Here is a 13,837-nt window from a genome sequence, read left to right as displayed (position 1 = left end):
GTGATAGACTTCTCCACGAAAACTATCTCACACAACGCCATGGCAAAGCGGCCGGGTGTGTCAGTAACCTTTCGCTTCATCGCTTTTCATAAAGTCCAACATTAGATATGTTACATGAAAAACACCGATAAATCAAGGTTTTTCAGCAACTTTCTATATATCTGTCTAACACATACTTGATTATTGTACTTGAAATAAAGAGCATGTTCAACCGTTTTATTGAAATTTTTTACTTTTATTTTAGTTCATTTCCTAAACGGAAACATATTAATATATTTATAACGTTAGCTTTAATATAATAGGAAGAGAATAGGAGTGATTAGATGAAAAACGGAGTTAAAATGACTTTAGCAATTTCAGGGGTTTTCCTTATCGTTTGTGAATTTTTCTATGGGATTCCTTTTTTAGGTGGTAGTGTCATTTTAAGTTTTGGTTGGCAACCATTATTACTTAATGCTTTTCTCTATCTTATTATTACAATTATCTTACTTGTAGATACTCAAAATTCTATTAAACCAATGGTTATTATACCGATTTTAGGTATCGTAGGATCATTTATTGCATTTATCCCAGTAGTTGGTATGGTAGTACATTGGATTTTATTCTTCTTAATGATATTTTTTGTATTCATTGTTTTATCTGCTCCAACTTATCTACCAAATAAAGATGCTCGAGTAATCTACACTCAATATAAGAACGATAATAGAGAAAAAGAAGAAATTCATAGATAAATATCACTTATAATAGTAGAAAAAGGTCGGCCCATATATGGGTCGACCTTTTTTATTATTTATGAACAAACACAAAGTAAAGTATAAATAATGCCATGAGTACATACATAATAGGATGTACTTCTTTATGTCTTTTGGTGATAACCATTGTAAGTGGATAGAATATAAATCCACACGCAATACCTGTAGCAATTGAATATGATAAAGGCATCATAATAATGGTAATAAATGCAGGAACCGCAACTTCAAATCGCTTCCAATTGATTTCAGCAAAGTTAGAAGCCATTAACACACCTACAACTACTAAAGCAGGCGTAGTCACAGCACTTGTAACCACTTCGATAAGTGGACTAAAGAATAGTGCAAGTAAGAAACAAATACCAGTTACAATACTAGCAAAACCTGTACGGGCACCTACCGCTACACCTGATGTAGATTCTATGTATGAAGTAGTAGTTGTTGTACCAAAAATTGCTCCCACAATCGTAGCAAGTGAATCTGAGAAAAGCGCTCTTCCTGCTCTAGGTAATTTATTATCTTTCATGATACCAGCTTGTGTTGCAACAGCTACAAGTGTACCTGCCGTATCAAAGAAGTCAATGAATAAAAATGTTAAAATGACGATTAAAAATTGAACTGTGAATAATTGACCAGGATCTTTAAATGATTCAAACGCTACACCAAAAGTTGGTTTAATACTAGGAATATGACCTACAATTCCTGATGGAGTATGGATTTGACCTGTAATCATACCTACAATCGCTGTAATAATCATCCCTATAAATATAGAACCTGGTACTTTTTTAGCGTATAAAATAACAGTAATTATAATTCCAAATATCGCTAATAATACTGGCGCTTTAGTTAAGTGACCAAGTGTAACAAGTGTTGAATCATTTTTAATAATGATTCCAGAACTTTGAAGTCCTACAAAGGTGATAAACAATCCTATACCTGCTGAAACAGCCATTTTCATCTGATAAGGTATAGCATTAATAATGATTTCCCTTAATCCTGTGGCAGTTAAGATAGCAAAGAACACCCCAGAGAAAAGTACGCCGGTTAAACCTACTTTCCATGGAATTCCCATTGTAAGCACAACAGTAAATGCGAAGAAAGCATTTAATCCCATTCCTGGCGCTAAGGCTATTGGATATTTAGCGATAAGTCCCATAAATAAAGAACCAACGAAAGCAGCTAATGCAGTGGCAACAAAAATTGCTCCTTGGTCCATTTTCATATCGCTAGAAACACCTTTTACCCCAGCCAAACTTAAAACTTGAGGATTTACGGCAAGGATATAAGCCATAGATAAAAACGTCGTGATACCACCTAAAATTTCATTTCTATAATTTGTTCCATGCTTATCGAACTGAAAGTATTTTTTCACGGTAAATGCTCCTTTATTTGAAATACTTTAATATTTTAATACCTAAATTCACAAAAAACAATACCAAAAACGAACCTTTGGTTATATTTATATTTTTTCGTTCGCTATTTTTTAAAGTTTTAAATTTTTTAAAGCGTCTTTAAATGGATTATTATCTATCTCTTCTGTATTATTCATATATTTCTTCATTTCTTTACGTGAAACTTTACCGTTAGTTTTCTCTTTCATACGCTTATTCATTTGAGCTTGTGTTTCAGAATGACCACAAACACATCTGTATACTGCCTCTTTCCCTCTTCCAAATAAAGTCATTTTCTTCTTACAATTAGGACAACGCGCATTCGTTTTACGTTGAACATTTTTCTTAGTTTTACAAGAGGGGTCTTGGCATACAAGCATTTGACCATTTTTAGTTTTTACTTTGATCATGAACTTACCACATGTAGGACATTCGGTCGTAGTTAAATTATCATGTTTATATTTTTGTTCACTATTTTTAATTTTGTCTACAATTTGTTTAGTGAAGTCTCTCATTTCGTTCATGAATTTCTGAGAGTTATATTTCCCTTGTTCAATAAGAATCAACTTTTCTTCCCACTGAGCAGTTAAAAGAGGTGATGTTAATTGATCAGGCGATAACTCTAAAATTTGTTTACCTTTAGATGTAACTTTGATTTTACCATCTCTTGATTCAAGTGCATTCATATTAAAAAGCTTATCAATAATGTCTGCACGAGTTGCAACTGTCCCTATTCCTCCAGTTTGTTTAAGAGTTTGAGCATACTTTTTATTACTAAAATTAATATAATTTTGTGGATTTTCCATCGCTTTTAATAGAGAACCTTCATTAAAATAATCAGGTGCTTTCGTTTCATGTTCATGAATATTCACTTTTTGAACTTTGAACTTAAGATTTTTAGTAAATCGATGTGATGATGTTTGACGTAATTCCTCTTCTTTAAGTGCCTTAAAACCTAATTGTTTAGGAATGTTTTCTTTCAATGTAAAGATTAAATCTTTTATACCAAAGTTAATCACAACATTTTCATATTCGTAAGGTTTCATTAAAGTTTCTAAAAATCTTTGAACAATAATTGTATAAATTTTTAATTCTCGTTGACTGAGTTGATCAAGTGATGGTCTTACTTCCGTAGGTATAATGGCATGGTGATCTGATACTTTTCCATCATTAAATATATTCATTTTAGGTGAAAATGACTGACTCATAAGTTCTCGCACATGGGCTTTATATTCAGTAGCGAGTAAGGCTTGTAAACGTTCCTTAATCGTATCCACCATATCATTCGTTAAATAATTAGAGTCAGTACGTGGATACGTCACAATTTTATGTCTTTCATATAAGTTTTGTAATGTATTTAACGTGTCCTTCGGTCCCATTTTAAAACGTCGATACGCGTCTTGTTGTAAATCCGTTAAATTATATAACATTTGTGGGTACATTTTCTTATGCTTAGTTTTTATATCTAATATTTTGCCTTCTTGGTTTTTTACTTGTTGTGCAAGTGCTTCTAAACCTTCTTTATTTTTATAACGTTTATTTGAATCTAATTGAAAGTCGTACCCATCTACCTTAATTGATAATGTATAGTACTTCTCAGGTTGGAAATGATTAATTTCTTCCTGTCTAGATTGCACTAATTGTATAGTTGGTGTTTGAACACGTCCTAGTGATAATTGTGCATCATACTTTGTTGTCAGCGCACGTGTGGCATTAATTCCTACAATCCAATCCGCTTCACTCCTCGCTAATGCTGCCTGATAAAGACTATGATATGCACGTCCATCTTTTAAATGTTTAAAACCGTTCTGAATGGCCTTCTTAGTTACCGAACTAATCCATAACCGTTGAATTGGTTTCTTGTTGCCAACTTTATCAAGTATGAGCCTTGCGACAAGTTCCCCTTCTCGCCCCGCATCAGTTGCTATAATGATGTTGTTCACCTTTTTATCCATTATTAATGATTTTACAGTTTTAAATTGCTTACTCGTTTTACCAATAACAATAGTCTTCATATGTTTAGGTATAATAGGTAAATCCTCAAGTTTCCATTCTTTATATGAAACATCATATTGTTCTGGTGTTGCATTTGTGACTAAATGGCCTAATGCCCAAGTCACGATATACTTTTCATTCTCAATATATCCATTCTTTTTCTGCTTGATATTTAATGCCTCAGCTATATCTCGAGCTACCGAAGGCTTTTCAGCTAATATTAAGGATTTCATGATAACTTCCCTTTCTGAAAATGAATTTGACGTTAGCTTAATTTTTACAATAATAATTTTTGAATCGTAAAGAAGAACTCTCTCAAAATATTTTTTCAAAATTAAACTTATTCATTGAATAGTATTAGTCATATTGTAACATGTGTATCTATCGATAAACTTTCATTTCTCTATAAATATAATATAATTGAAGAAAGACTATAAGAGGCGGAGGTAGAATAATGAATATCGTTCAATTGCGTGAACCACAAGAAATAAAAGCATTTATAGACTCATCTCGTTACCTATCAACATCTTATTTATATAAACTACCTCAAGAATATGAGGATTTTGACACATTATTAAATGAAGCTATTACTCATCCAGGCGTGATTGCAATGACTGAAAATAATCAAATTCAAGCGTTGATACTTGCTTTCTCATATGATAATCATCGGTACAAAATAATAGGACCATTTATTGCACAAGACTTTACTTTGACTGATAATCAATTCAAATTACTGTTTGATAAATTGATAGAACAACAACCGGATGAATCCATATTCAACTTTTCATTTGAAGAAGGTGCACAAGAATATAAAACCTATATGAAGACAATCCATGCTAGTTATAATTTTACTGATTATTATTTGGAAGCACAAAAAGACCTTGGAGATCATTTTAATAATCAAAATATCATCGAATATCAAAAAGGTTTTTATCGTGCATTTAGCAAATTACATATGATGACCTTTAAACATAACGCAATGACTCCGGATGAAATTATAGAATCACTAGATGAACATAATCGATTATTTATATTTGTAAGTGAAGGTCTATTGAAGGGGTATTTATACTTACAAGTCGATACTGAACGCAACAATGCCGAAATTAAGTACTTTAGTTCCCATATGGATTATCGACTCAAAGGGATTGCTTTTGATTTACTTGAGTATGCTTTGAAATACGCTTTCGAGCATTATACTATTCACAAAGTCTACTTTAAAATACGTAATAAAAATAGCAAATTGGTTGAACGTTTCAACGAGTTGGGCTTCCAAATTAACTATGAATATAAGAAATATAAATTTGAACCTAGACATTTGCACCAGGATTTCTCAAGTTGATTAGTACACTTTCACATAATTAATTTTATACTTTAACCGTAAACGACTGTTTATAAATATCTTGTATACATAGAGTGTTTATAGACTTAACTTAGTTTACGGTTTTTTTATTAGACATTTCTCAAACTTTTACTCTGAGTTGTCATTCGTAAGTTTTTGTTTTTTACTTATCAAATTTTTTGATTTAGAATAATTTCAAGTGTTAAAGAGTACACTTAATAAAGTTTTTTAGGAGAGTGAGTAATAAGTGCAATTTTTAGACTTTCTCATCGCACTATTACCAGCCCTGTTTTGGGGTAGTGTTGTAATTATAAATGTGTTTGTAGGTGGTGGACCCTACAATCAAATCCGTGGAACGACTTTAGGTACTCTAATTGTCGGTATCGGTTTACTACTAACTGGTAATGCTGCTTTTGATAATTTAACAGTTATTATTGTAGGTTTAATCTCTGGTGCGCTTTGGGCCTTTGGTCAAGGTAATCAGTTAAAATCTGTCAACTTAATAGGCGTTTCAAAGACGATGCCTATTTCTACAGGAATGCAACTTGTTGGTACTACTCTATTTAGTGCCATTTTCTTAGGAGAATGGAGTACCATGGTTCAAGTTGTAATGGGCCTCATCGCAATGGTTTTACTAGTGGTTGGTATTGCTCTAACATCACTTAAAGCTAAAAATGAAGGCACATCCAATAATCCAGAATTCAAAAAAGCAATGGGTATCTTGCTTATTTCAACTATTGGTTACGTAGGCTATGTTGTTCTTGGAGATATTTTCGGAGTCAGTGGTACTGATGCCCTATTCTTCCAATCAATCGGTATGGCCATCGGTGGATTTATTCTCTCTATGAATCATCAAACTTCTATTAAATCTACTGCATTGAATTTAATACCTGGTGTAGTATGGGGTATTGGTAACTTATTTATGTTCTACTCACAACCTAAAGTTGGTGTAGCCACAAGCTTCTCATTATCACAATTACTTGTTATCGTTTCTACTTTAGGTGGTATCTTTATTTTAGGTGAGAAAAAAGATCGTCGCCAAATGATTGGTATATGGTCAGGTATCATTGTGATAATCATCGCATCAATTATTCTAGGTAACTTGAAATAAAACGTTAGGGGGACGTAAAATGTTTAAAGAATTAGAAAACAAAGTAGTTGTTATTACTGGAGCTGGTAGTGGCATTGGTAAATCATTTGCCGAAAACTTTGGGAAAGCTAAATCTAAAGTAGTATTAAACTATCGCTCTGATCGTCATTTAGATGAAATAGATGAACTAAAAAATACGATTCAAAATGCTGGCGGACAAGCTATTGCAGTTCAAGGTGATGTTGCTGTAGAAGAAGATGTTAAAAATCTTGTTCAATCAGCAGTTGATCAATTTGGTACATTAGATATTATGATTAACAATGCTGGTTTTGAAAAACCAATCCCAACACATGAAATGTCTAATGCTGAATGGCAAAAAGTCATAGATATTAACTTAACAGGTGCATTTACAGGTTCTCGTGAGGCGATTAATCAATTTCTTAAAGAAAATAAAAAAGGTGTCATAATCAATACCTCAAGCGTTCATGACACAATTCCTTGGCCTAACTATGTCAATTACGCTGCAAGTAAAGGCGGATTAAAGTTAATGATGGAAACTATGTCAATGGAATATGCTCAGTATGGTATTCGTATCAATAATATTTCTCCAGGCGCCATTGTCACTGAACATACTCGAGAAAAATTTTCTGATCCTAAAACACGTGAAGAAACGTTAGAAATGATCCCAGCACGTGAAATTGGTGAAGCTCAAGATATTTCAAACGTCGCATTATTTTTAGCCTCTGATTTAGCAAGCTATATTCATGGTACAACTATTTATGTTGACGGTGGTATGACTAATTATCCAGCATTTATGGGTGGTAAAGGATAACCCCTTTTAAAATTCACACTCAAAAAAGCATGCGAAGACTTTTTTATAAGTCATTCGCGTGCTTTTTTCATACATTGCTATTAGATTTTATTTTTCAAAAATGAATGAACAAACAACTAAACAAAAAGTGCTTGATAAACATATAGAATAACAATACTAATTATTATAGTTAAGTTAGTGACCATCCCAACAAATGGCAACGTCTTATACTTAAATTGAATGGAGTAAGGTATGATAGCTACACCTACTGGTAAGAGCCACGTAATTAATAACGTCGTCTTAATCATTGGATCTGATACCGGTAAAAAGAAATGTACAAGTGTTCCTGCTACAATAGCTAAACCATAATGTAAGCAAAGATACTTAATGGTTACAGGTAAGTATTCTCTATCAATGCTAAAGCTCAACATAACACCTAGTAATATCATAGATAATGGCATATTAGCTTTAGAAAGAATGCTGAAGAAGTCTATAGCTGGCTTCCATATATGAATATTAGACATATTTAGTGTAAACATAACGATATATGTTACTAATGGTACAGACTGAATCAATTTCTTCCCTAAAAATTTAAAATTGAATTGGTCTCCACCTTCACTGAAATAACTTCCCACAAAGTATGTCAAACCGAACATAATCATTGCCCCACCAATATCAGCCATTCCAAAATATACCATACCTTTTTCTGGCCAAATAGCATTAACTAAAGGATACGCGAACAGACCGATATTCATTGAACCTGTCATCATTCCTACAGAACCACGCATTTGGTTACTATACTTCCTAAAGAACCATATCACAATGATTTTGGCAACAATACCATAGACTATCATCATGATTGGTAAGATTGAGAATGACATATTTAGGTCAGCACTATTTAAGTTAACGATGACAAGAGAAGGTAATGTGACGTTTAATACAAGCGTTGAAAGAACTTGACTATCAGTTGCTTTTAAATAATTAATGCGCTTAAGAAAATAACCGAGCGCAATAAGTAATATAATCATGACAAATTGTTCAGTCACATCTATACCTTCTTTCTCTGGATTTTCATTTTTACAGTTGATAACTTTAACATATTTCTCACAATTTTTAGAAGCGTCTTGTTTCGTGATATAATCTAATTTAAATATAGTTACTAAACAATTTCAATGATAAAAGGAGATTTGTTTCTATGGATTTAGAATCTAAATTAACAGAACTAAAATATGATTATGTACGATTACAAAATGATTTAGATAAAAAGGAATCGCTTAATCAAAATGTTGATCCACTACTAAAACAGCTAGAAGATATTGAACAACAAATTTCTGACATTCGAGCTAAAATGAATGAGTAATTTAATGGTAGACAGAAATTTAAAATTTAGTTATTACAAATTAAATGTTAGACATAAATGAGAACAAGACTTTTCTTTAATCATTTATTGACAATGAGCATATTCAAATTAACTTACATATGAATTATTAAACATCCTAGTCATCAATTTTTGAACGTGCTAATATATAATTCGTAAAAGAAAGGATGTCCCAGATGCAATTTTATCTAATTTTGTTGCCCATTTTATACTTAATTGTCGCATATATTAGTATTTTTAAAATGCACTCGATTTTCACGAGAATTTTAAGAATTATTATGGGTATTTTATTATTGTTCGTCGTTGCGATTACGACGCTACAATTTCCGAAAGAAAATTGGTGGGTATTTATCGTGTTATTACTCCTAGTTGGTAACATTGAGGTTACAGGCTTTAAAGAACTTAAAGGCGATAAAAAAGGTGTTAACATTTTAAATATCATTTCAATTATTTTGATAGTAATTTATGTAATTTTAACGCTATTTTTATATTAAAAAATATGAAAATCGACTTAGGCTATAATATGAGGATGCCTAAGTCGATTTTTTCTATTTATTATTCCATTTTCTAGAAAGTTTATTCTTTAGGGTGAACAAGATTTCGTAAATAACTGGAACGACGATGAGTGTCAATATTGTTGAAGAAACTAAACCGCCTATTACAGTAGCTGCCAATCCTTTTGAAATAAGAATTGAACTATCTTGACCAAATAATAATGGAATTAATGCACCAATTGTTGCTATTGCAGTCATTAAAATAGGTCTGATACGAGTGCCACCCGCTTCAATCAATGCTTCTTTCATTTCCAAACCATTCTTCTCATTGTTTATTACTCGGTCAATTAAGACTATTGCGTTAGTTACCACAATACCTATAAGCATCAACATACCAATTAAACTTGGTACGGAAATTGTTTCGCCAGTTATAACAAGAGCCAATACAACACCTACAACAGTAAATGGTAATGAGAAGAGTATTGTAAATGGAGCTAGGCCACCTTTGAAAGTAATGACAAGTATTAAATAAACAATAATAATAGCAGCTAACATAGCTATAGCTAATTGAGACATCGCCGTATTAATATCATCTGTCGCACCACCAACATTCATTTTAACGTTGTTCGGTTTATGAATATCATTTAGTTGAGACATGACTTCGCGAGACTTACCTCCGACATCTTTATCAGAAACTTTACCTGTCACAGTCGTTGCATAGTCTCCATCTTCTTGCGTTAACTTACTTGGTGTCGTAGTTTTCTGTAATGAAGCTATTTTACTTAATTTAATTGTTCCACCTGTTGGTTTTTTCAATTCTATATTATTCAGTTTCTTCGGAGACCAATCAGTTTGCTTATTCTGTTTAACTTTAACATCAATTTTCTTGCCTTTATCTTTAACTGTAGTAATTGTCTTTTCAGGCAAGTTCTCATTAAGATTCATAGCTAATTGACTTGCCGAAATACCATTATCTGCAGCCTTATTCTGATCTACTTTAATTTCATATTGATCATATGTTTGTGATAAATCGGATTTAACATTTACGATACCATCAATATTTTTCATTTTCTTCTCGATATTTTCAACCGTATCTTTAATTGCTTCTGGTGAAGGACCTTTTACAGTCACTTCTATTGAATCATTACCTGCACCAGTTCCTAAATCCTGATTTTTCCAATCTCCTGGTTGCTTAAACGTCTCAATGTGTTTAAGCACTTTATCTGGTTCCTCATCAAAGTGAGGTGTATTTGAATCATATTTAACCATAATTGCCATACTATTTGTGCTACCTGTTGGATCTTGAGGTGTCGGTCCTCCAACAGAATATTGTACGGTTTGAACTTTATCTTTACTATCTAAGTATTTTTGTACTTCCTTCGCATGATTTAAAACTGACTTTTCAGTTTCGCCGGGTTTGGGCGTATAAGTTAATGCTAAGAATTTATTATCTCCCGATGAAATATAGCTTGTTCCTAATGTTGTCGCACCTAACCCAATACTACCAATCAGAATCACTATACTAATCACAATGACTATCCATTTATGATTGAGTGACCATTTTAGTATTCGTCTATATTCTTTGCTAATCACACCTAAACCTTCACGCTGACGCTTCGTTTTCACACCTTTTCTGAAAAGTGTAGAACCTAAAGCCGGCACAACTGTAATGGAAACAAGGAGTGACGCTAAAAGACTAAATGTGATTGCCAGCGCAAATGGTCTAAACATTTCACCGACGGAACCTGATACAAAGACAAGTGGTAAAAATACGACAATTGTCACTAAAGTAGAGGACATGATAGGTTTAAATACTTCAGTTGTCGCATTTATTATTAAATTTTCACCTTGCATTGTCTCATTGGAATCTGATAGTCTACGATAAATATTTTCAACTACGACGATAGAGTCATCAATCACACGTCCTATTGCGACAGTTAATGCACCTAATGTCAGAATATTTAATGATACATTACTTAACTTTAAAGCCACCATGGCTATTAGAATGGACAATGGGATTGATACTACTGAAATAGCTGTTGTTCTAATATTACGTAAGAATAGAAGAATTACTATAATAGCTACAATCGTACCTAGAGCTGCTTTTTCTACCATGGTATAAAGGGAATCTTCAATGGGTTTAGCTGTATCCATCGTCTTCGTTGATGTCATAACCTTATTATTCTTAACAAATTCATCTACTTTTTTCTGGACTTCTTTGGCAACTTGAACAGTATTAGCATCTTGAGATTTCATAATTTGTAAGTTAACTGCGTCTTTACCATTCGTTTTAGATATTGAAGTTCGATTATCTCCTACAGAAATGTCAGCTAAGTCTTTTAAGCTTACTGATGGCATTTTCCCATTACTACTTGCCATTTTTGATCCTGATTGCGAAGAGTTGGAATTTTCTTTAGGCATTAAGCTCTCATTATCAGAATCGCTACTATTATTAGAATCATCACTACTTTGATTGCCTTGTCCTGCTATAGATAAAGGAATCTTTAGATTTTTTAAAGCATTAACTGATTTAAATTGACCGTCAACGACAAGCGATTTATCAGTTTTACCAAATTGGAATAACCCTAACGGTGTTTCACGAGTAGCAGTTTTTATGTAATTTTCGACATCATCAGCAGTTAACCCTTTATCATCTAGAGCATCTTGCTTAAATTTAAGTGTTACTTCACGATTAGTTTGACCATTTAATTGAGCATTTTGAACACCATTAATCGTTTGTAATTTAGGGATAAGTTGTTGATTAAGCTCTTTAGTTACATCTTTTAAGTCATGTTTATTACTTGTAAATGAATATGCAACGATTGGAAAGGCATCCATAGAGTTTCGAGTTAATTCCGGATCTCCCACTCCGTCTTTAAATTTAATTTTATCAATTTCTTTTTTTAGTTGTTCTTCAGCTTTATCCATATCTGTGCCATCATTATATTCAACTGTTACAATTGATGCATTCTGTATGGATTCTGTCTTCACACTCTTTACATAAGCCAAGGAACGTACTTGATTATCTATTTTCCTACTAATTTCATCTTCAGTTGATTGAGGGGTAGCACCAGGCATAGTAGTTTGAACAGAAATCATCGGATTCTCAACATCTGGTAAAAGTTCGAGTTTTAATTTTGCACTCGAATAAATCCCGCCTAAGATGACTAAAACAACCATTAAAAATATAGCGAATTTATTACCTAGCGAGAACTGTAATAATTTTTTAATCATTCTAGTATTCCCTTCTATATTAAAAATTATATTTAGTAAAAAAATCTGAACGATCTAGTTGAGTCACAGAAGCGTTCAGATTTTTGTTGCATTATTTACCTTTTAGTTTACGTGATAATTTAATCTTAGCCTTAGTTAAACGAGGTTTTACTTGTTCAATCAATTGATATAGCGGTTGATTAAGGACATAATCAAATTCACCTATTTTTTCACTTAAGTATGTGCCCCAAACACGCTTAAATGCCCATAATCCATAATGTTCTGAATCTTTATCTGGATTATTATCAGTTCCACCAAAATCATACGTGGTAGCACCGTGCTCTCGAGCATACTTCATCATTTCGAATTGCATATGATGATTTGGTAAGAAATCACGGAAATCATTTGAAGAGGCACCATATAGATAATATGACTTATTACCTGCGAACATCAATAATGCACCCGATAAATAGATGCCATTTGGATGTTCTTTTTCAAGCTCTGTTAAATTCACTTTTAGTTCATGCGTTTTCTTAATTTTATTTTCAGCATCGTTTATTTTATTTAATGTTTTTTTGTCTTGCTTTTTCTGTTGTAGCTTTTCTTTTTCTTTTGAAAGATTATCTAAGTCTTTATTAACTTGTTCTAAAACTGGCTTAGGTTCTAATTTCACTAAGAAAAGTTCTGCATCTCCATCTTCATGTAATGCATCATAAATATTTTCAAAGTAACTAATATCACGCGTTAAGAACCCATCTCGTTCACCTGTAATTTTCATCAAATTAGCGAAAGTTTTTAAGCCCTCACGTCCAGTACGTTCAACTTTAGTACCTCGTTTAAGTGCTAAACGTACTTTAGAACGATTGCGTCGTTCAAAACTTTGGATAAGTTCATCGTCAGATTTATCGATAGGCGTAATCATTGTCATTCTAGGTTGGATATAATCCTTTGATAATCCTTCTTTGAACCCTTTATGTTTAAATCCTAAATCACGAAGGTTTTTTAAAGCCTCTGCGCCTTTATCAACCTCAACGTCAGGATCAATTTTGATTGCATAAGCTTTCTCTTCTTTAGCTACCTGTTTAGCAATTTCCAACAGTGTCTCTAAAGCTTCTTTATTATTATAATCAGTTACAAAACCTCTTGATATATAGCATAAAGTGAATGGTAATTTAGGTATTTTTTTGAATAGTAATTGTCCTACACCTTTAATTTCACCATTTTCACCAACCGCAATTCGTCTTGAGTACCATCCAGTTAATTTCTTAGTATCTGCCCATTTAGATAATTGCAGTAAGTCGCCATTTGGATGAGATTTTACAAATGCGTCATGTTCTTGATTAGTGATATTCATCTTTTCCATGCTTTATAATATCT

General features: G+C 32.5%; 11 protein-coding genes. 6 read left to right on the top strand and 5 right to left on the bottom strand.

Annotated elements, in window-relative coordinates; genetic code table 11:
- Positions 1-323 precede the first annotated feature (323 nt).
- Positions 324-731 (top strand): hypothetical protein, encoded by a 408-nt coding sequence (locus HMPREF2642_RS00690; RefSeq protein ID WP_049428254.1) that lies wholly within the window; start codon positions 324-326, stop codon positions 729-731.
- A 55-nt stretch (positions 732-786) separates the two neighbouring features.
- Here the strand turns inward: HMPREF2642_RS00690 and HMPREF2642_RS00685 are convergent, their stop codons facing one another.
- Both HMPREF2642_RS00685 and HMPREF2642_RS00680 read right to left on the bottom strand, forming a co-directional pair.
- Complete coding sequence (locus tag HMPREF2642_RS00685; protein ID WP_002432350.1) at positions 787-2,121, bottom strand: NCS2 family permease; 1,335 nt, start codon at positions 2,119-2,121, stop codon at positions 787-789.
- Between the two features lie 111 nt (positions 2,122-2,232).
- Entirely contained in the window at positions 2,233-4,368 is a 2,136-nt protein-coding gene (locus tag HMPREF2642_RS00680; RefSeq protein ID WP_049428256.1) for a DNA topoisomerase III, read from the bottom strand.
- Between the two features lie 221 nt (positions 4,369-4,589).
- Between HMPREF2642_RS00680 and HMPREF2642_RS00675 the strand changes: the two genes are divergently transcribed.
- The 3 genes from HMPREF2642_RS00675 to HMPREF2642_RS00665 all read left to right on the top strand — a co-directional run bounded on the left by HMPREF2642_RS00675 (position 4,590) and on the right by HMPREF2642_RS00665 (position 7,396).
- On the top strand, positions 4,590-5,474 hold the full coding sequence (locus tag HMPREF2642_RS00675) for a GNAT family N-acetyltransferase (protein ID WP_049428259.1): 885 nt from the start codon (positions 4,590-4,592) through the stop codon (positions 5,472-5,474).
- A gap of 247 nt (positions 5,475-5,721) precedes the next feature.
- Positions 5,722-6,585: a GRP family sugar transporter gene (locus HMPREF2642_RS00670; protein ID WP_047796573.1), complete on the top strand. Its 864-nt coding sequence runs from the start codon at positions 5,722-5,724 to the stop codon at positions 6,583-6,585.
- A gap of 19 nt (positions 6,586-6,604) precedes the next feature.
- The gene (locus HMPREF2642_RS00665) at positions 6,605-7,396 is read left to right on the top strand and encodes a glucose 1-dehydrogenase (protein WP_002469711.1); all 792 of its coding nucleotides are present in this window, start codon (positions 6,605-6,607) and stop codon (positions 7,394-7,396) included.
- Between the two features lie 116 nt (positions 7,397-7,512).
- On the opposite strand, the gene HMPREF2642_RS00660 is transcribed toward HMPREF2642_RS00665, so the two are convergent.
- Positions 7,513-8,421: an AEC family transporter gene (locus tag HMPREF2642_RS00660; protein ID WP_002432674.1), complete on the bottom strand. Its 909-nt coding sequence runs from the start codon at positions 8,419-8,421 to the stop codon at positions 7,513-7,515.
- Between the two features lie 149 nt (positions 8,422-8,570).
- Between HMPREF2642_RS00660 and HMPREF2642_RS11655 the strand changes: the two genes are divergently transcribed.
- Positions 8,571-8,735 carry an SE1832 family protein gene (locus HMPREF2642_RS11655; RefSeq protein WP_002432795.1) on the top strand — a complete coding sequence of 55 codons (165 nt, stop codon included), beginning with the start codon at positions 8,571-8,573 and terminating at the stop codon, positions 8,733-8,735.
- Positions 8,736-8,929: 194 nt separating this feature from the next.
- Positions 8,930-9,247 carry a membrane stabilizing protein MspA gene (mspA, locus tag HMPREF2642_RS00655; protein WP_002432960.1) on the top strand — a complete coding sequence of 106 codons (318 nt, stop codon included), beginning with the start codon at positions 8,930-8,932 and terminating at the stop codon, positions 9,245-9,247.
- 54 nt (positions 9,248-9,301) lie between these two features.
- Here the strand turns inward: mspA and HMPREF2642_RS00650 are convergent, their stop codons facing one another.
- A complete protein-coding gene (locus tag HMPREF2642_RS00650; protein WP_070597529.1) occupies positions 9,302-12,481 on the bottom strand; it encodes an efflux RND transporter permease subunit in 3,180 nt (1,059 codons plus the stop codon).
- Between the two features lie 91 nt (positions 12,482-12,572).
- Positions 12,573-13,823, bottom strand: a complete 1,251-nt coding sequence (locus HMPREF2642_RS00645; RefSeq protein WP_037549993.1) for a lipid II:glycine glycyltransferase FemX — start codon at positions 13,821-13,823, stop codon at positions 12,573-12,575.
- Between the last annotated feature and the right edge of the window lie 14 nt (positions 13,824-13,837).

This window comes from Staphylococcus sp. HMSC055A09, from assembly GCF_001809655.1.
GTDB classification, from domain to species: domain Bacteria; phylum Bacillota; class Bacilli; order Staphylococcales; family Staphylococcaceae; genus Staphylococcus; species Staphylococcus capitis.
The sequence above is the reverse complement of the archived record's forward strand: the minus strand, read 5'-3'. Positions and strand labels throughout refer to the sequence as shown.

Coding starts and splice junctions, on each gene's coding strand:
- mspA (WP_002432960.1), top strand. CDS start 8,930: ATGCAATTTTATCTAATTTTGTTGCCCATTTTATACTTAATTGTCGCA.
- HMPREF2642_RS00680 (WP_049428256.1), bottom strand. CDS start 4,368: ATGAAATCCTTAATATTAGCTGAAAAGCCTTCGGTAGCTCGAGATATA.
- HMPREF2642_RS11655 (WP_002432795.1), top strand. CDS start 8,571: ATGGATTTAGAATCTAAATTAACAGAACTAAAATATGATTATGTACGA.
- HMPREF2642_RS00665 (WP_002469711.1), top strand. CDS start 6,605: ATGTTTAAAGAATTAGAAAACAAAGTAGTTGTTATTACTGGAGCTGGT.
- HMPREF2642_RS00675 (WP_049428259.1), top strand. CDS start 4,590: ATGAATATCGTTCAATTGCGTGAACCACAAGAAATAAAAGCATTTATA.
- HMPREF2642_RS00645 (WP_037549993.1), bottom strand. CDS start 13,823: ATGGAAAAGATGAATATCACTAATCAAGAACATGACGCATTTGTAAAA.
- HMPREF2642_RS00690 (WP_049428254.1), top strand. CDS start 324: ATGAAAAACGGAGTTAAAATGACTTTAGCAATTTCAGGGGTTTTCCTT.
- HMPREF2642_RS00650 (WP_070597529.1), bottom strand. CDS start 12,481: ATGATTAAAAAATTATTACAGTTCTCGCTAGGTAATAAATTCGCTATA.